The sequence below is a fragment of the Evansella clarkii genome, from assembly GCF_002019695.1.
In the GTDB taxonomy this organism is placed as follows: Bacteria; Bacillota; Bacilli; order Bacillales; family Salisediminibacteriaceae; genus Evansella; species Evansella clarkii.
Map to the genome: position 1 here is coordinate 472,794 of NZ_KV917376.1, position 17,497 is coordinate 490,290.

The 17,497-nt window shown below is 43.0% G+C and carries 17 protein-coding genes and 1 pseudogene; 11 read left to right on the forward strand and 7 right to left on the reverse strand.

Annotated elements, in window-relative coordinates:
- The first annotated feature begins 17 nt into the window (after positions 1 to 17).
- The 5 genes from BK582_RS02080 to BK582_RS02100 all read left to right on the forward strand — a co-directional run bounded on the left by BK582_RS02080 (position 18) and on the right by BK582_RS02100 (position 5,182).
- On the forward strand, positions 18 to 1,328 hold the full coding sequence (locus BK582_RS02080; RefSeq protein WP_078592766.1) for a CYP152 family fatty-acid peroxygenase CypC: 1,311 nt from the start codon (positions 18 to 20) through the stop codon (positions 1,326 to 1,328).
- A gap of 124 nt (positions 1,329 to 1,452) precedes the next feature.
- On the forward strand, positions 1,453 to 2,709 hold the full coding sequence (locus tag BK582_RS02085; RefSeq protein WP_078592767.1) for an erythromycin esterase family protein: 1,257 nt from the start codon (positions 1,453 to 1,455) through the stop codon (positions 2,707 to 2,709).
- An 89-nt stretch (positions 2,710 to 2,798) separates the two neighbouring features.
- Entirely contained in the window at positions 2,799 to 3,269 is a 471-nt protein-coding gene (locus BK582_RS02090; RefSeq protein WP_244895320.1) for a pyridoxamine 5'-phosphate oxidase family protein, read from the forward strand.
- Positions 3,270 to 3,462: 193 nt separating this feature from the next.
- Complete coding sequence (locus BK582_RS02095) at positions 3,463 to 4,707, forward strand: GGDEF domain-containing protein (RefSeq protein ID WP_244895321.1); 1,245 nt, start codon at positions 3,463 to 3,465, stop codon at positions 4,705 to 4,707.
- A gap of 79 nt (positions 4,708 to 4,786) precedes the next feature.
- Positions 4,787 to 5,182 (forward strand): thiol-disulfide oxidoreductase DCC family protein, encoded by a 396-nt coding sequence (locus tag BK582_RS02100; protein ID WP_078592770.1) that lies wholly within the window; start codon positions 4,787 to 4,789, stop codon positions 5,180 to 5,182.
- An 81-nt stretch (positions 5,183 to 5,263) separates the two neighbouring features.
- Here the strand turns inward: BK582_RS02100 and BK582_RS02105 are convergent, their stop codons facing one another.
- Entirely contained in the window at positions 5,264 to 6,460 is a 1,197-nt protein-coding gene (locus tag BK582_RS02105) for a DUF3238 domain-containing protein (protein ID WP_078592771.1), read from the reverse strand.
- Between the two features lie 207 nt (positions 6,461 to 6,667).
- Here BK582_RS02105 and BK582_RS02110 point away from each other — a divergent pair, with 207 nt between their 5' ends.
- From BK582_RS02110 to BK582_RS02125, 4 genes are all read left to right on the forward strand, one after another.
- Positions 6,668 to 7,249 (forward strand): TetR/AcrR family transcriptional regulator, encoded by a 582-nt coding sequence (locus tag BK582_RS02110; RefSeq protein WP_078592772.1) that lies wholly within the window; start codon positions 6,668 to 6,670, stop codon positions 7,247 to 7,249.
- 62 nt (positions 7,250 to 7,311) lie between these two features.
- A complete protein-coding gene (locus BK582_RS02115; RefSeq protein WP_078592773.1) occupies positions 7,312 to 8,226 on the forward strand; it encodes a cation diffusion facilitator family transporter in 915 nt (304 codons plus the stop codon).
- 392 nt (positions 8,227 to 8,618) lie between these two features.
- Positions 8,619 to 10,016: a M20/M25/M40 family metallo-hydrolase gene (locus tag BK582_RS27980; protein WP_078592774.1), complete on the forward strand. Its 1,398-nt coding sequence runs from the start codon at positions 8,619 to 8,621 to the stop codon at positions 10,014 to 10,016.
- Positions 10,017 to 10,069: 53 nt separating this feature from the next.
- Entirely contained in the window at positions 10,070 to 11,047 is a 978-nt protein-coding gene (locus BK582_RS02125; protein WP_244895322.1) for a M20/M25/M40 family metallo-hydrolase, read from the forward strand.
- A 148-nt stretch (positions 11,048 to 11,195) separates the two neighbouring features.
- Here BK582_RS02125 and BK582_RS02130 read toward each other — a convergent pair whose 3' ends face one another.
- The 6 genes from BK582_RS02130 to BK582_RS02150 all read right to left on the reverse strand — a co-directional run bounded on the left by BK582_RS02130 (position 11,196) and on the right by BK582_RS02150 (position 15,405).
- Positions 11,196 to 12,005, reverse strand: coding sequence for an Fpg/Nei family DNA glycosylase (locus tag BK582_RS02130; RefSeq protein ID WP_078592775.1), 810 nt, complete (start codon positions 12,003 to 12,005; stop codon positions 11,196 to 11,198).
- A 550-nt stretch (positions 12,006 to 12,555) separates the two neighbouring features.
- A complete protein-coding gene (locus BK582_RS02135; protein ID WP_078592776.1) occupies positions 12,556 to 12,795 on the reverse strand; it encodes a hypothetical protein in 240 nt (79 codons plus the stop codon).
- A gap of 114 nt (positions 12,796 to 12,909) precedes the next feature.
- Entirely contained in the window at positions 12,910 to 13,326 is a 417-nt protein-coding gene (locus BK582_RS02140; RefSeq protein ID WP_078592777.1) for an organic hydroperoxide resistance protein, read from the reverse strand.
- 303 nt (positions 13,327 to 13,629) lie between these two features.
- Complete coding sequence (locus BK582_RS02145) at positions 13,630 to 14,580, reverse strand: C40 family peptidase (protein WP_078592778.1); 951 nt, start codon at positions 14,578 to 14,580, stop codon at positions 13,630 to 13,632.
- Positions 14,581 to 14,929: 349 nt separating this feature from the next.
- Positions 14,930 to 15,061, reverse strand: coding sequence for a hypothetical protein (locus BK582_RS27985; RefSeq protein WP_276328186.1), 132 nt, complete (start codon positions 15,059 to 15,061; stop codon positions 14,930 to 14,932).
- Positions 15,046 to 15,405: a SpoIIAA family protein gene (locus BK582_RS02150; protein WP_078592779.1), complete on the reverse strand. Its 360-nt coding sequence runs from the start codon at positions 15,403 to 15,405 to the stop codon at positions 15,046 to 15,048. The genes BK582_RS27985 and BK582_RS02150 overlap by 16 nt, the downstream gene beginning before the upstream one ends.
- A 185-nt stretch (positions 15,406 to 15,590) precedes the next feature.
- On the opposite strand from BK582_RS02150, the gene BK582_RS02155 reads away from it, so the two are divergent.
- Positions 15,591 to 15,911 (forward strand): DUF4870 domain-containing protein, encoded by a 321-nt coding sequence (locus BK582_RS02155; RefSeq protein WP_078592780.1) that lies wholly within the window; start codon positions 15,591 to 15,593, stop codon positions 15,909 to 15,911.
- A gap of 282 nt (positions 15,912 to 16,193) precedes the next feature.
- A pseudogene (locus tag BK582_RS27765) lies at positions 16,194 to 17,459 on the forward strand (YeeE/YedE family protein).
- Positions 17,460 to 17,497 lie beyond the last annotated feature (38 nt).

Below are 17,497 nucleotides of genomic sequence, written 5' to 3' on the forward strand. Positions count from 1 at the left end.
AAAAGGAGCTGAAGTTAATGAAGGTAAAAACCCCCATTCCTAAAGCTAAGGGGATTGACAACTCCATGTCTCTTATTAAGGAAGGATTCCACTTTCTCCCGAACAGACGCGAGGAGCTTGGATCTGATATTTTTGAAACACGTCTTATGGGGAGAAAAGCTGTTTGTATGAGCGGTGAAGAAGCAGCTGAAGTCTTCTATGATAATGATAAATTTAAGCGAAAAGGGGCTCTTCCAAAGCCGCTCCAACTGTCGCTGTTCGGAACTGGCAGTGTTCATGCCCTCGATGGAGAAGCACATAAAAACAGAAAAAGAATGTTTTTATCCATGTTTACTCCTGAAAGGGTCGAGGATCTGAACAGAATCGCCTTAAAGCACCTTGATAATAAAGTGAACCAATGGGTAAAGCGAGATAAAGTTATTTTAATTGATGAAATGCACGAAATTCTCACCCGTGCAGGATGTGAGTGGGCCGGCGTACCGCTGAAAGAAGAAGAAGTGGAACAGCGGACGGCGGAAGTTGGTCAGATGATTGACTCATTCGGAGGCTCTCTCTCCAGATGGCGGAACGGTAAAAAGGCTCGTGACAGCCATGAGGAATGGCTCGAAGGAATTATTAAAAAAATCCGCAAAGGGAAAATGGAAGTTCCGGCGAACACTGCCGCATACATTGTCGCCCACCACAGAGAATTAAACGGTAAACGGCTGGACAGCAGGCAGGCGGCGATTGAACTGAGCAACTCCTTCCGTCCGCTTATCGCTACTGCATACTTCCTCACTCTTGGAGCGGTAGCAATGCATGAGCACCCGGGAACTATGGAGAAGCTTAAAAAAGACGAGGGAAATTACAGCCACATGTTCTCTCAGGAAGTAAGGCGTTACTACCCGTTCGTTCCTGCTATGGCTGCTAAAGTAAAGAAAGATTTTGTATGGCACGATTATAAATTCAAGAAAGACACCCTTGTAGTACTGGATATCTTCGGCACTAACCGCCATCCTGACAACTGGGAACAAGCCGATGAATTTATTCCTGAAAGGTTTAAAGACTGGAAAGGAAGCCCGTTTTCCTTTATTCCCCAAGGAGGCGGAGACCATCATATCGGCCACCGCTGTGCCGGTGAATGGCTGACAGTTATGGTAATGCGCTCGTTCTTTAAATACTTTGTTAACAATATGAATTACCATGTCCCTGAACAAAACCTCGCATACAGCCTTGAGAGGATGCCTACATTCCCAAAGAGCGGCTTCGTAATCACCGACGTGAAAAAAGCATCCGACTCAGGAGAAAAAATGCAGGAAATGATGCATAACCCGATTACAGTGAAATAATAAGTACCGTCCAAAACTCTGCCTTGTATTCCAGGCGGAGTTTTTTTATTTAGCAAAATAACGGATAATCACACAAATTTTCGGTTATTGAGCATAATAACAACTAATTGTGAGGTGATAAGCTATGCAGAAAACTGATAATATAACTGCATATATTAACAAGCATGCCACTCCTTATACACAAACGGCAGACCTTGAACCATTAATCAAGGAAGCGTCCAAAGCACGGTACGTAATGCTTGGAGAAGCGTCCCACGGAACATCAGAATTTTATACAATAAGGGCTGAAATTACTAAGCATCTTATTGAAGAGCATGGTTATTCCTTTGTAGCTGTCGAAGGAGACTGGCCCCCCTGTTTTGAAGTAAATCGCTACGTTAAGGGCATGGCTCCTGAGTACTCCACTGCCCGTGATGTGCTCCGGTCATTTAACCGCTGGCCCCAGTGGATGTGGGCCAACGAAGAGATCATTCCCCTCATTGAGTGGATGAAGGAGTTTAATAAAAAGCAGCCCGCCAGGAACCAGGCTGGATTTTACGGGCTCGATGTGTACAGCCTCTGGGAATCCATGGAGGCGATAATAGAATACCTGGAGAAAATTAAGTCCCCTGATGTTGAAAAGGCAAAAAATGCCTTTGAATGCTTTGAGCCATTTAATAAGAAGCCGGAAAAATACGGCGTATCTGCAGCTTATTATGGTGAAGACTGTATGGAAGAAATGCTGGAGATGCTGCGGACACTAAGGCAGAATAAAAGTACGTATGACGATGACCCGGAAGCCTCATTAAACATGCAGGCAAACGCAGTTGCTGCAAGTAATGCTGAAGCATATTACCACGCCATGGTAAGCCATGATGCAGAATCATGGAATATCCGTGACAAACATATGATGGAAGCCCTTCGCATTATTAGCGAGCACTACGGTACAGGTACTAAAGGAATCGTCTGGGAGCACAACACTCACATAGGAGACGCCCGGGCTACTGATATGGCCAGTGAAGGGATGGTTAATGTGGGGCAGCTTGCCAGGGAAATGTATGGAGAGGAAGATGTTTATGCGGTAGGTTTCGGCACCCATAGAGGCACAGTCATCGCAGGAGCAAAATGGGGTGCTATTCCTGAAAAGCTGGTAGTTCCTAAAGGAGTAGCAGGAAGCTGGGAAGACCTCCTTCACAAGTCAGGCTCTTTTAATAAATTTATTATGTTTAATGAGGAGAACCGGAAGCTTTTCAGAGATATTATCGGGCACCGGGCAATTGGTGTCGTTTATCATCCTGAAATGGAGCACCTTGGAAACTACGTCCCTTCCCGGATTTCAGAACGGTATGATGCGTTTATCCATGTAGATGAAACAAAAGCCTTAACTCCACTAAATAGCTAGCTTTTTTCCGGCACTCCGGAATCTTCCGTTTGTGACAATTTTTCATCATATCGCCCGAAGAACTCCATCTGGCTGAAAAAACCTATAAAATGATAGTAGCAGTAAGAATGAAAAAAGAGGTGCAGCAGATGGAACAGAATGAAATCAATCAGGAAATAATGCGTATTTTAGATGAAAGCAAATTAGGAAGCCTGACTACTATGAAAAAGGACAGACAGCCATTTTCCCGGTATATGATTTTTCGAAATGAAGGGTACACGCTTTACGCTGTGTCGAGTAAAAACACAGATAAAGTACGGGATATTCTGAACAATAAAAAGGTTCATATTCTGATCGGCTTTTCCGGTTTTGGAAAACCCTTCGTTGATATGACAGCAGAAGCAACCATTCATGAGGATGAGAGTTTAAGGAAGAAATTCTGGCATGAAAATTTCCGTAAATACCTTGAGGGACCCGATGATCCGAATTATGTAGTCATCCGGTGTGAGCCAGCTGTTGTTCGTCTGATGAGCCATCCTCAGCTTGATGGTCCAGTAGTATTAACATCCGAAAAAGTTTAGATTTTCTTTTCTGCGCCCTTGCCATTGCCAGGGCGTATTTATATGCTTCTAAAAAGAAAAACACTCATAATTTATCAAAAATTCCAATTATTACCCGGAAAATATTATATAATGAAAATGACCGATGTTCTGTCCTTCGGTAAAACTGCAGATCTTATTATTATTACATACTTTTCCTGGGAGGATGCCAGTTATGAAAGTAAAGCTCTACATATTTTCCTTGTTTGCAGCAAGCTTACTGGTTGCTTTCTCTTCAGGTCCTGTCCAGATCGAGAGTACAACTTTTCTTACTGCCTTAATCATTTATTTGTTTTTTTCCATAATATATTACAATATGAGAATCTTTCAGAAAAAAGGCGGAACTACCACAGACTACGGGATAAGCTACAGTATGTCTTTCGCTTTGTTTACTGGCCCTTTAGGCCTTCTCATATATGAGTTTTTATACCGTCTGAGCAGTTATATTATGCAAAAATCGGCCAAAAGGGCTGATCCTGATGAGTTCCTGCATATTTTTTATAATGCTGGCTCCTTTGTGCTCGTCCATTCTGCAGGCTATTACTTATACCAGTTTCTGCTTCCTTATTTTCAGCCCCTCCCGTTCGGATTCTGGCTGCTATTAATTTTACTTGTAATTATTACATCCTTTTTAACGGATTTCATCATATCCATCCTGTTTTACTTACTGGGCGAAATCACTACCCGTGAAGAAGCCTTCCATTTCTTTAAAGACAGAAGCCGGTTGGATATGGCAAAAACTTCCTTTACTAATGGCTTTCTGCTGCTTTTCCTTATTGAGGGGCGCTGGGAACTCCTCGTAAGTCTGTTTATACTCAATTATATTGTTAACCAGTCGTTCCATACAAAGACTCAGAGCCTCCAGGCAAAAGAGGAACGGGATAAATTCAGAAAGATGGCTTATACTGATTTTCTGACTGGTTTATATAACCGGGCTTTTATGGACAAAAAAATGGAACAGTTAAACCAAACAAAAGAACAAGTTGGGGTAATAGTTGCTGATATTGATAATTTCAAAAGAATTAATGACGATTATAATCATGCTGCCGGGGACTCTGTTATCAGGCATTTCGCCCAGACTCTGGCAAGCACGTTAAGTAAAGATGATTATTTATTCCGCAGCGGAGGCGAGGAATTCGCGGTCTTTCTCAGAAACAGGAGCTTTGAAGAAATGGCTGAGCTGGCAGAGAAAATGCGCCGGGAAGTGGCCTCAGGCTCCGCAGAAGCAGAATTTAAAGGGGAAACAACCCAGATTAGCTATACCTCCTCCTTTGGTTTGTACTGCTTTACTATTTCTGAAAAAATGCCCATGGAAAAAGCGTTCATAAGAGCTGATCATCTTCTTATAGAGGCTAAACGAAACGGTAAAAACAGGGTTACTGCTGAGTCTCCACAACCTGCAGCGGCAACAGTTAACTAGCCCCTTGTTGTTTGAGATGGCTCAAAAAAGGTAAATTAGTAATAATACAAGTTTTAGCCGAAAAACAGGAGGGATTACAATGGCTAACCCAATTGTTTTATTTGATGGTGACTGCAACTTTTGCGACTCAAGTGTGCAATTTATTTTAAAGCGTGATAAAGAGGAAAAATTCTATTTTACCGCCTTACAAAGCAAGGCAGGCGAGGAGCTGCAGGAAAAACATAATGTCTCCTCTGATATTGACAGTATGGTTTTAATCGATGGAGATAAAGTTTATTATAAATCCGGAGCTGCCCTGAGAATCGCAAGGCATCTTAAAGGCCTGTGGAAGCTCTCCTATATCTTTATTATCGTCCCGCCCCCGATCCGGAATGCGGTATATAATATTATTGCAAACAACAGATATAAGTGGTTCGGAAAAAAAGAAGAGAGCTGTGCCCTCCCATCTCCTGAAGTAAGAAAAAGGTTCCTCTAACCCAGCCGGTTAAATAGCAGTTGAGCACAAGAGAAAGCCTGCCATTCCGGCAGGCTTTCTTTTTTTAGTCCCCTTTTACTCTTACTCAAAGTTAGAACTTCGCCAATGTTGATTTGCAATCGGAGGAGCCATCCATGCCAGGCCTTTGTTTTCCGCCTGATGGACCGCCTCCCAGTCCTGGCTGTTTCCGCCCTTTAAGTAAACCTCATGGTTGGGCGACTGATCATGTTTTCCAGCGATATCAAAATACCCGTTCCTGTTAAAGACAACATGCACTTCATATTTCACATCAGGGGAAGCAACGAGAGGATTACCTACAGAATGATTCAGTGTAAAAAGCAGATTTTCCCCGTCTTTCCGAATGTTTTTCAGGACAATTCCTTCATTAGAAGCTGCCTCTTCTTCCCTGAGTTCCTTATTCTGGTCAAATGATCTGGAAGTCCCCGTCTTTCCTTCCAGTTTTACATCAGGTACCGCTTCGCTGAAGTTTATGGAAATATCAGCTCTTGTACGGTAATGCTCGCTTTCAGCATCAAAGCCTCTTCCGTCACCTTCAAAATACCGGTCAAGTGACAGGACATTTGGATTTTCAAGCAGCTTTTCTCCTAAAAATGTCGTATAGCGCAGTTCCCAGCGCTTTCCTGTATCGTCTGTGATATCCTCGGTATCCTGTTTAAGCAATTTTCCGGGAGGCCCGATTTTTTTCATGATCCGGAATTTTTCCATTGCAGGTTCTTCCTGGGATAAATCAGGGTTAACTGCTCCAAAGGCCCGGGCAATCAGCGACTTTTGTCTTTTCAGGCTTTCCTCGGAGTCTTCCAGCGGCCGTTCAGCCATAATCCAGTAAATGGCGTATTCACCAGGATCAGTTTCCTCGTCCGTAAAATGAGGAGTATCTGTTACTGTAACTTTTTCACCATTTTTATATACATCATAGGTTCCTGTCCCCTCAATTTCCTCCCAGAAGAGCTCTGTATGGGCTGCAGAAACGACTGCTGCCATGCTCATCTCCTGAAGAATATTATCAGGATTTCTCGCTTTTGGACCGGTTGTAACCTGCAGCATTAATTTCTCAGCTGGCTCTTCATCGTCTTCATGTTTCAGCCCTTCAAGTGTATAAATACACACTTCTCCTGGAATCAGTTCGTTATCTTCCAGCTTCCTTCCCCTGTCTTTAAATATAAGCTCATCATCACGGAAAATCTGATAAATGCTCTCTTTCCCTTCCCAGGTAAACGTAATACCGCCTGAACGGAGTTCCACCGAGTTTATTTTCATCTTACCCTCCCCTTCCAGTGTTGGATAGCAGCTGTTTTTGTTCTATATACCCTTTTTCCTCTGGAAAAACTCAGCTGTGTTTAATCCGTTGCAGACTTCAGCCTCCCCCTGATTGAATATTAATCATACGTATTTGCAGCTGTCAGCAAGATATGATATAGTAGAGAAAGGATTGAATGACAGTCAGTCATTTTAGGGGAGAATACTATGGTAACTATTAAAAACGAAAAATACGAAAAACTGCTTGATGCGGCCTTTAAAGTGATGCAGGAAAAGGGGTTTGAGAAAGCTTCCGTTTCTCATATTGTAAAGGAAGCAGGCGTTGCTCAAGGTACCTTCTACCTTTATTTTTCTTCAAAGAGTGCAGTAGTGCCTGCGATGGCTGAAAAAATTCTTCATGAGCAGCTGGCGGAATTAAAAGGAAGGCTGCCGGATGCAACCGATATTTATGAAACGATACGAAGTATAATAGACGTATCCTTTGAGATAACGGAAAGGTATAAAGATGTCATCCTCTTCTGCTATTCCGGTATGGCTTTTCACCACTCCTTCGACCGGTGGGAACAAATATACCTTCCATACTACAGCTGGCTGGAAGCCCGGCTACAGAATGCAGCTGAATCAGGAACAATTCAAGCGGATATAAACATGGGCTATCTTGCCAAAATGATTGTTGGTTTAATAGAAAACTCCGCGGAAAACTGCTATCTTTCACATCAGCAGGAAGACAGTCCGGAACAATACAAGGAAGAAGTAAATAAATTTATTTTAAAAGCTCTTCATCCGTAAGAGCTTTTTCAGAACTCATTAATGACTGATAGTCAGTCACAATTTCAAAAAGAGGTGCTAGTATGAATAGCTTTATTAAAACAGAAAAAGGAATACTCACTATATCTGTATACAGTGCAGTTGTTTTTTCTGTTGCCGGGGTACTGCTCGGGATTTTAAGTATGTCACAGATGATTTTATTTGATGGTCTGTATTCTTTTATAAGTGTAGTACTGTCCCTCCTTTCTCTCGGGGCAGCGCAATATATCCGTAAAAATGATTTTCAGCGTTTTCCTTTTGGGAAAGAAATTATTGAACCGATCGTCTTAATTGTAAAATACACAGTTATACTTGTTCTCTGTTCCGGTGCTTTTATCTCGGCCGCCGCTGCCTTGTTCACAGGGGGACGGGAAACAGCCTTAGGATATGCTCTGTTATATGCTGTCCTGTCTGCAGGCGGCTGCTATCTCGTATATTTATTCCTAAGCAGGAAACAGCAGACAATTCGTTCAGGTTTTATTAAAGCAGAGGCAAACCAGTGGAAAATGGATATGTATTTAAGTTTTGCCGTACTCGGTGGTTTTATCGTTACCGCAATGGCCTCTGCTGCCGGCTTCAGCTTCATAACTCCTTATATGGACCCTCTGATGGTACTTCTTGTTTCAGGGTACTTTATTAAAGTGCCGCTTGCTGAAATAGTAAAAGCTTTTAAGGAAGTACTGGAGATGGCTCCCGATAAAGAAATTCAGCAGCAAATCAGCGGAACAATAAAGAAAGTTACTGTACGCCATAATATTGAAGAATCATTTCTAAGGGTCTCCAAAGTTGGAAGCAAGCTTTATGTGGAAGTGGACTTTGTTCTGCAGACTGAATCAAACGTGAAAACTGTGGAACAGCAGGACCAGGTGAGAGAAGAAATAGCTGACGGAATTAAGAAAATCAAATATGATAAATGGCTGTCTGTTTCCTTTACTAAAGACAGGAAATGGGCAATATAATGATAGACCAGCCGCCAGAAAAAAAAGAAATGATTTTTAGGAAGAAAGCCGGGGATATTTCCGGCTTTTTCTCTTTTTATAACTTACTTTTTTATAATAATTACTAGAATCACCTCTACTTTCAGACTTTTTGATAGTAAACTCCTCCTCCATTCCTCCTGGTCATTCCTGTCTCCCCACTATTTCCGGATATTTCGTGCACCTTCTGCAAAATCCGACGCTCAGACAATTTATTTAATGAATATCAAAATAGATTAGAACTATTGGCAGTTTATCGATAGTTTAAGAGAATAAAGTCATACGGGGTTTTCCCTGTTTTTTGCCAATAAGCAAGAAAAGGAGGTTCTAAGTATTATCCATCTGCTAAATTATCACAAGGAGGTTTTGAGTGAATGACAAAGAAATTCAGTCTTATAACTTTAACAGCTATGCTATTTTTCTCAACTATGTTTGTCATTAATCCAGGTTTGAATCTTTCCTCATCCGGAGTTTCGACTGCTTTTGCAGAAGCACCTGGTAAATCCGCTTCTGCGTTTGACCGTAAAATTACAGCAAGGTTCAGCTCCGATAATGCGATGGAACATATTTACCACCTTTCTGTAGAGATCGGCCCCCGTGTTGCAGGTACTGAGGAAGAATGGGAAACAGCCGAGTATATACAAAATGAGCTTGAAAGCTATGGGTACAACACACATATTCAGGAATTCGGCATTCCTGACAGGGTAGAAGGTTCACTTACCGCCTCTTATACTAACGATGAGATCCCGATGCGCCTCGCTACAGGGTCTGCAGGTACTGATGCAGAAGGGCTCACTGCGGAAATCTATCATACGGGACTTGGGTATCCTGAAGACTTCACAGAAGAAGCTGAAGGAAAAATCGCTCTCATTCAGCGCGGCGGATTTACCTTCTGGGAGAAAACGGTGAATGCAGCAGAAGCAGGCGCTGCGGGAGTTATAATCTATGACAATTCAGCAAGCTCCAATCCTTTTACACCTAGCCTTGGAGGAAATGTTGCACCTGTCCCGGTAATGGGAATAACAATGGCTGACGGTGAAGCGATGGCAGCTGCTGCAGAAGATGGGCATACCGCTACTATTCAGGTTACAGCCTTTGAGAACCAGTCTTCCCCTAATGTAATAGCTGTTAAAGAACCTAAAGGGGGACCTCCAACTGGCCAGGACCCTGAAATAGTCTATGTTACCGCGCATTTTGACAGTGTTCCAGGTTCACCCGGCGCCAGCGATAATGCTTCAGGAACAGGAACAGCTTTAGAGCTTGCGAGAATTTTGAAAGCGTATCCAACGGAAAAAGAGATTCGCTTTGTTTTTGTAGGTGCGGAAGAAATCGGCTTATTAGGAGCAAGACATTATGTGAGTGAGCTTTCGGATGATGAAATCAGCCGGAGCGCAGCCAACTTTAATATGGACATGGTAGGAACTGCCTGGGAACAGGCTACAGCACTTTATGTGAATGTAGTGGACGGACAGCCAAATGCTGTATGGCAGGCTGCAAGCGCAGCAGCGGAACGCCTTGGAAACGATACTCTCGTACTCTTCCAGAGGGGGTCGTCCGACCATGTTGCTTTCCATGACGCAGGTATTGACGCCGCTAACTTTATTCGAAGAGAACCAGGTACAGCCAGTCTTGAACCTTGGTACCATACTCCGGAAGATACATTTGACAAGATAAGCCAGGAACGTATTCAGGAAGCTGGGGAGTTAATTGGTTCGGCAATATATGATTTCAGCAGCAGAACTGTTCCAGGTCGTGGGCCTGGAGGCCGATAATTTATTAGTAGTTTTTCAGATATTAAGCGAATTTAATAAGGAGATGATTAGCTGTGAAAAGACAGATATCTGTTTTGTCTGTCATAATAATGCTGTTCACTCTGCTTCCTTTTGCCGCACTTGAGGCAGAGGCCAGAAACCCATCTGCACAGGCTTTTGATAACAGGATTATTAAGCAAATTGACGTTGACAATATTTATGATCATGTGTACCACCTGTCTGAAAACATCGGGCCTCGTGTATACGGTACGGAGGCTGAACTGGAAACAGTTGAATATTTAGCAGATCAGTTTGAAAGTTACGGTTACACAGATGTAGAAATTCAGCCATTCCCTGCGCGGAATACGACGGCATATAATGTTGTAGCTACAAAGTATCCTAATAACAGAAATATGGACAGCGGACAAATTCTAATTGTCGGCGCCCATCATGATACTGTCCCTGGATCTCCCGGGGCGAATGATGATGCATCTGGAACAGGGGTTATGCTTGAGCTGGCCCGTGTAATGGCAAACGCTCCAACAGACACTGAGATTCGTTTTGTGGCCTTTGGTGCGGAAGAGATCGGGCTGGTAGGCTCCCGTTATTATGCAAACAATATGACACAAGATGAAGTGGATCGGACAGTCGGTATGTTCCAGCTTGATATGGTTGGAAGCAGAGACGCCGGTGACTTAATCATGTTCACTGTGGATGGGCAGCAAAATACAGTGACAGACCTGGCAGCTTCAGCAGGTGCAAGGGTTTCCCAGAATGAAATCCCGCCATTCAGCATGCTGGGGCGAAGCGACCATGTTCCTTTCTATGAGAGGGGTATACCTGCCGCTTTATTCATCCATACTCCTCTTGAGCCTTGGTATCATACTCCTGAGGATACGATTGACAAAATCAGCATTGAAAAACTGGAGGATGTAGCGCGTATTGTGGGAGCAGCCGTTTACCATGCTGCAAGGCCTGATACACCTGCTCTCGAGCGATCTCAGGTAGCGCCACAGCCAGTAGATTACTATTATAAAGACCCGAATTTGTAAGAGAGGAGAAATCTTTACGGTCGTATGAGAGGTCCATACGACCGTTTTTTTATGCTCGAACCAATCTTTTTTTTCTCATGACCCCACTGGCTAATCCTCAAAATACTTCAGCATTGCACTCTTTCCTTTTTTTAAGGGGGGCATGCTTTTAATTCTGGCAGTTACGGCAGTAAAAAGTTTTCCGGGACGAAATTTCATCTTTTGTAAGTGAACCGCTGCATCTTATACACGGTTCCCCTGCTCTGTCATAAACATAACAATTGTTATTATAGCTCCCTGTAAGCTCGTCCCCTTTGAATACTGGTTCATCCATATATCCGCCAAGTGATATTCCCCGCTCCAGCACTGATATGATGCTTTCATAAAGTGCGCTCACTTCTTCTCCTGATAATTCATTTACCGGCCTTGCCGGGTGCAGCCTTGCATTAAAGCAGATTTCATCGGAATATAAGTTTCCAATGCCAGATATAAACTTCTGGTTAACAAGCAATGTTTTCAGCATACTTCGCCTGTTAGAGAGAAGGGATCGAAATTTCTCTTTTGTAAAACCAGCACTTAAAGGTTCAGTCCCCAGATCAGCCAGCTTTTCATCCAGCTGATCCTGAGTCAATAAGTGTAAGTAACCAAGCCTCAGACCGATAAAATAGAGCTCCTGGTTTCCGAAGGACAAAGTTACCTGCTTCGTCCGGTCCGGACTGTCTTCCCCGCCCCCTATATACATCCATCCTCCGAGCATAAGATGAAGCAAAAGGCTCTTCCCTGAGTCCAGCCTGAAAATCAGGTGTTTTGCTCTCCGGTCCACAGTAGTCAGTGCGGAGTTCTGCAGCTCGGAGGCAAACTGGGGTAAAAGAAGATTTACTGTCTTTTCCCTTGTCACTTCTGTTTTAGTTATTCTTTGTCCAGCAAGCCTTTCATTAAATATCCGTCTGTAATTTTCCATCTCTGGCAGTTCCGGCACTTTTCTCATCCTTATCTTAAGAAATTACCCTGAGGTGTCTGCTTACAAAAATCCTCTTCAGCTCACAACTGTAGTATGTAACCAAAATTTCATACCATGCGGGAAACAATGGTGTTTGCTAATAATAAGGGGGTAATACTTCTGCATTTACAGTGCTGCTGTAAGTACCGATTTATTAATCTTTATAATAAACTGGGCCGAATTAAGAGAGTTTGCACTTATCGGCTTTGGAGGTTTAAGTTAAACAGCCTATTTAATAATTAGACGTAAAAATTCCGGTTAATTATTATTTTTTGTTAAAAAGGGCTTAAATAGACGGAGCGATTCCGCCTATTCACCTGAAAAATGCAAAAATGAGAGAATTTGCTTCGCATAACCGGAAAACTTCCCCTTATACTACGCCGAAACAAGCTCAAGTCTTCATATAGACGGACAAACTCCGTTTATTTTACTATTGGGTTTTATACCCCTCCTTAAAGATAGTGCAAAAGAAAAGCTTCCCCCAATTATGGCGGGGAAAGCTTTCACTGTCTCGTAAATTAGTCTGTTCTTAAACTTTCTCTACGAGATATACTTTCTTTTCGTAATATTGCTTCTCTGCAGTTTCCTGTGAATGTTCAAAGAAACCATCAAACTCCTGGGTTACTTTATACTCCCGGTCCGACTCCGTAAAGAGTTGTCTCCCGTTCGTGGAAAGCAGCACGGCCTCCGTCGTACTGATAAAACTGTCCAGTTCACTCGCAGTGTAGTGTTCTCCTGGTTTTAAGCTCGTTAAACCTGGCTTAGACATTTTTATCAACCTCCCGTTGTTATTGGCTTTTCCCAGTACCTGCAGAGGCAAAACGTAAAAAGTTGTATCGCAGCAGTTAAGAAAACTCGTAGATTGGTGAACTGAAGGCGAAGATTATACTGCTTTTGGAGTAATGTTCACCTCAATATTTCCTCTTGTCGCCTTTGAATATGGGCAAAATTCGTGCGCCTTATCTGTAAGCTCTTTCGCCTCATCCTGTGATACGCCTTTAATCTCCACGATCAGCTCCACAGCTATTTTAAACCCACCATCCTCCGGGTCTTTCAGAAGGCTTACTTCCGCGGTAGTTTCCGATTCGATCTCTTTTTTCGACTTTTTCGCCATCAGATTTAAAGCACCGTCATAACATGCCGCATAGCCTGCCGCGAACAGCTGCTCCGGATTTGTTCCTTCCTTTGACGAACCAGACCCTGGCATTGTCAGCCCAAGATCAATCATACTATCATCAGATTTCACATGTCCTTCTCTGCCGCCCTGCGCGGTTGCACGTGAAGTGAGGACTTTTTCCATTTTTATAACCTCCTTTAAAAATAAGCATCTTTAATAACATTCCCCGATAAGCTGTCTTAGAAAACGAGACTAAAGTCATTTTTCCATGGGAAACTTAAACTATTTTAGCGGATGGAATTCAGCTTTCGTTGATTGACTGCCTGATTTCGCTGATTGAATAGCCTTTTTCAATAATTGAACCTCACTTTTCGCTGAAACAGCGGTCAAAACCAACTCCGGAAAAGCAAAAATATAGCAAAAAGACGTCCCTCTTAAGCTCGCTATTCGCGGCCTTAAGTGAGAACGCCTTAACTTTTGAGAAAATTATGCTTTTAACAGAGACTGGACACTAGTAGTGAAAGAGAATAATGCATTTTTCACCCGTGCAAATAGTCCGTCGGATTTCTCCTCAATTTCAGCGGCTGCGATGGCTGGATCTGCCAGTAATTCAGCAGTCAGCCCGTCAAAATTGTCCGCTTCTGTCACCCCCGCTGGAAAATCACCCTCGTTTCCAGCTAATATAACTCTCTCTGCTCCGAGTCTGTCAATTTCCTTGACTATATCCCCGGAAACTTGTCCTTTTTCAGTAAAAAGAACAGGGGCTTCATCATACATATCGGATAAGGCTTTTGTGGAAAAATGAGCTGCTTTCGCCGGAAGGATGATTACAGTTTTCGAAGGATGCTCTTCTGCGAAACCTTCAGGGTACATACCACGGGAAATCTCTGCAGACATCCTCACAAGTTCACTGCCATTCAGCCTGTCCATAAAAGTCTGTCCAGTTGTCCCATCGTCAATAATCACCCTGGTTGCCCCAAGATAACGGGAGTTCCAGTAATTGCTCTCCGGAAGATTAGTAATCGTTACTCCTTCAGAGCGCGCCGCATGAATGAATTCATCGTTACCGATATACATGCCTGAGTGAGTAATCTTTACGTTATCCCGGTGGCCCGTCCTTTCAAAATAAAGGATGTCCCCCGGCTGAAGGTCTTCCCTGCTGACTGGTATTCCTGCTTTTGCCTGGTTTCTTGCTACGCGGGGAAGGTACACGCCCACTTCACGATATATATATTGAAGGTATCCTGAACAATCAAATCCTTCAGGGGTTGTGCCGCCCCATTCGTATTCAATGCCAAGATAATCCCTTGAAATATCCATAAGCTCGTCTACCTGGTTACTCTCCTGCCCTCCGGCAGCTGAGACTGCGGAATTCTGGGTAAATAAACCAGTGAACGCTACAACAAACAGCAATGCGATCGATGTAATCTTTCTCATGATCCATTCCTTTCTCGTGGTGTGGTTTTAAGGCCGGATATAATTAGTTAAACAAATGGAAATTAAAAGTTTTGTGTTGGTTGGAAGAGTGAAGCAGAGTGGATGTTTTAGTGGTGCTGGTGCCGGATATTTTGCTGGATCTTATTGATAAACGGCCCTGTGGTTTGTCCGAATGAACGGATATTTTTTTAAGCTCACTTGTACAGACAAGCAGCTCACTGGAATATATTCTCTCATAAAATGGATTATTTTTCTATGAGTCGAACAGCCTATATAGGACCTGCTTATAACACTTCGTTCCTTAAGCCAAAAAAATGATGCTGAAAAAGAATCCAGTATCATGATTCTGTCAAATGGTGGTCCCGGTTAACCGCTGAAGGCGGCCTGTCCATCCAGCCATGTTAAATTTTATGTACTTAAATTCATCCATTTTTCTGGATGGACTCTGCCATTCGAAAGTGAAGATTACCTTTTCAGCCATTCCCAGGCTGCTTCTTTTTCTTCGTATTCAAAGTGTTTAATCTTTACTCCGGGCCAGTAATTTCCTATATCACTGATTACTTGCTTCCACTTTTTTTGTTCACTCACTACCGCAACCTTCCTAATCCGCTTCCAATATTTCGTATCAAACTTCATTCCTTCTGTCATCCCCTGGAAAGTCGCATTCTTCATATCATGTATAAAAGCGAAAATTTTAAATTTCTCCTCCCCAGGAAACTTTTCTTCTATATGTGCCTCTAATTCCTCCATATCATCCTTCATTGTTTTCCCCTCAAACTCCACCGCAACGGCAGCCGGGTCCTCTGACTGAATCAGTTTTATCATTCTTCTGTCCCTCCCTATAAGGTTTTCATTTTTTTAATCAATTCCCTTTTTTAATTGCTGTGAAAACTTTTGCAGGTTAAAATAAGGTGTTTATTTTTGCCGGGATAAATATAATTAATATAGAGCCCAGGCGAAGAGGAATTATAACAATTATTGTCGAAAGGAGGTATCGGGAGGTGGTCACAATGCCGGAAAAAGAAGAACGTATTATTGCAATGTTAATTTATCTTGTTAGTTTTGTAACAACTTTTATTGGCCCGCTAGTCATCTGGTTAGTGAAGAAAAATGACTCGGAATTTATTGATTATCACGGGAGAGAGTATTTGAATTTCCTGATCACCATGACTGTTTATTCCATTATAAGCGCCATATTAGTTGTGGTGCTGATCGGGCTGCTGCTGTTATGGATAATCGGGATAGCTGCACTCATTCTTACTATAGTTGCCGCAATCAAAGCATACGAGGGAGAACACTATCGCTTTCCTTTCATTTTCAGGATTTTGTAGGGCAGATGCTTTTGGTGGATAAGTTAAGATGCGGGTTCTGTATTCTTCCAGAGCCCGCATCTTTTTTTCCGGTTTGTGGTTTTATGGGGATGACAGCTCTTCATCTTATATTTAATTACCTATCAAAATCATAGATGTCCAGTCGGCAGGTAAATTTCTATCTCATGAATATTTAAACATCTTTTAATACTGCATTTACCAGTTGACGAAATACGCACTACGTAATATCCTATTGTATAGTCATAAAACCCAGAAAACTAATCGGAATTAGAGGTGAATGTAATGAGTACTTCAAATACACAAGGGAGCTCTTTGAACCCTAATCAATTTGACGGTAAAAACCTGCTCGTTCCTGCACTGCCTCCTCCACAGAGTTTACATGTCTGGATAGGTATTGCAGCAGCAATCATATTAAGTATCGCAACTTTCACAATCGCTGACGGCTTATTTTTAATTCAGCTTTGGATCGGACTTTTATTCGGGTTAGCATTATTCCATGCCCGCTTCGGGTTTACTTCCGCATTCCGCCGGCTTATGTCTGTCGGTAACGGACAGGGGTTAAGAGCCCATATGGTAATGCTTGCAATTGCATCTACTTTATTTGCACCAATTTTGGCATTGGGCTTGTCTTTCGCCGGTCATGACCCGGCAGGCTTTGTCTCACCAGTAGGTGTGAGCCTGCTGTTCGGAGCATTTATCTTTGGTATCGGCATGCAGCTCGGCGGTGGCTGAGCATCCGGTACATTATATGCCGTCGGTGGCGGCAGATCATCTATGATTTTAACATTGTTCGGATTTATCGTTGGCTCTGTTATCGGAGCTGCACACTTTGATTTTTGGATGAATGATACACCTACACTTCCTGCAATCTCACTTGCTACAGACACAGGCTTAGGATACGGAGGCGCATGGCTCCTTCAGCTCGCTGTTTTTGCCGGAATTATTGCGTTAACGCTAAGAATTGAAAAGAAAAGAAAAGCGCCAAAAATGGCGCCCCTTCCTACTGCAAAAGGAGTAACAAGAATTTTCCGCGGTGCATGGCCTTTATTGGCAGCAGCGGTAGTTCTTGCAGTACTGAATGCTGTAACTCTCCTCCTGAGAGGACAGCCTTGGGGTATTACATCCGCGTTCGCACTCTGGGGTTCTAAAGCTGCAAATGCGATCGGCATTGACGTAACACAATGGGGATACTGGTCAGGAGAAAGAGCAGCCCAGCTGGAACAGTCTGTATTCCTTGATTCCACAAGTGTTATGAACTTTGGAATTATGGCTGGTGCATTTATTGCATCTGCAGCAGGAGGAGCTTTTATTCTTAAGCGAATCCCATGGAAAACTGCTGCAGCATCTCTTATCGGAGGTGTCCTGATGGGCTACGGTGCCCGCCTTGCTTTCGGCTGTAACATTGGAGCTTACTTCAGTGGAATCGCTTCTTTCAGTCTTCACGGCTGGATCTGGGGAGTAATGGCTCTGGCTGGTACTTTTGCGGCACTTTATATCCGGCCCCTGTTTGGACTTTCTGTTCCGAAATCAACAGATTCAAGCTGTTAAAATAAAAGAAAAGCGCAAGCGCCTTGGTCACGAGCGAC

Coding starts and splice junctions, on each gene's coding strand:
- BK582_RS02080 (WP_078592766.1), top strand. CDS start 18: ATGAAGGTAAAAACCCCCATTCCTAAAGCTAAGGGGATTGACAACTCC.
- BK582_RS02085 (WP_078592767.1), top strand. CDS start 1,453: ATGCAGAAAACTGATAATATAACTGCATATATTAACAAGCATGCCACT.
- BK582_RS02090 (WP_244895320.1), top strand. CDS start 2,799: ATGATAGTAGCAGTAAGAATGAAAAAAGAGGTGCAGCAGATGGAACAG.
- BK582_RS02095 (WP_244895321.1), top strand. CDS start 3,463: ATGAAAGTAAAGCTCTACATATTTTCCTTGTTTGCAGCAAGCTTACTG.
- BK582_RS02100 (WP_078592770.1), top strand. CDS start 4,787: ATGGCTAACCCAATTGTTTTATTTGATGGTGACTGCAACTTTTGCGAC.
- BK582_RS02105 (WP_078592771.1), bottom strand. CDS start 6,460: ATGAAAATAAACTCGGTGGAACTCCGTTCAGGCGGTATTACGTTTACC.
- BK582_RS02110 (WP_078592772.1), top strand. CDS start 6,668: ATGGTAACTATTAAAAACGAAAAATACGAAAAACTGCTTGATGCGGCC.
- BK582_RS02115 (WP_078592773.1), top strand. CDS start 7,312: ATGAATAGCTTTATTAAAACAGAAAAAGGAATACTCACTATATCTGTA.
- BK582_RS27980 (WP_078592774.1), top strand. CDS start 8,619: ATGACAAAGAAATTCAGTCTTATAACTTTAACAGCTATGCTATTTTTC.
- BK582_RS02135 (WP_078592776.1), bottom strand. CDS start 12,795: ATGTCTAAGCCAGGTTTAACGAGCTTAAAACCAGGAGAACACTACACT.
- BK582_RS02140 (WP_078592777.1), bottom strand. CDS start 13,326: ATGGAAAAAGTCCTCACTTCACGTGCAACCGCGCAGGGCGGCAGAGAA.
- BK582_RS02145 (WP_078592778.1), bottom strand. CDS start 14,580: ATGAGAAAGATTACATCGATCGCATTGCTGTTTGTTGTAGCGTTCACT.
- BK582_RS27985 (WP_276328186.1), bottom strand. CDS start 15,061: ATGGCTGAAAAGGTAATCTTCACTTTCGAATGGCAGAGTCCATCCAGA.
- BK582_RS02150 (WP_078592779.1), bottom strand. CDS start 15,405: ATGATAAAACTGATTCAGTCAGAGGACCCGGCTGCCGTTGCGGTGGAG.
- BK582_RS02155 (WP_078592780.1), top strand. CDS start 15,591: ATGCCGGAAAAAGAAGAACGTATTATTGCAATGTTAATTTATCTTGTT.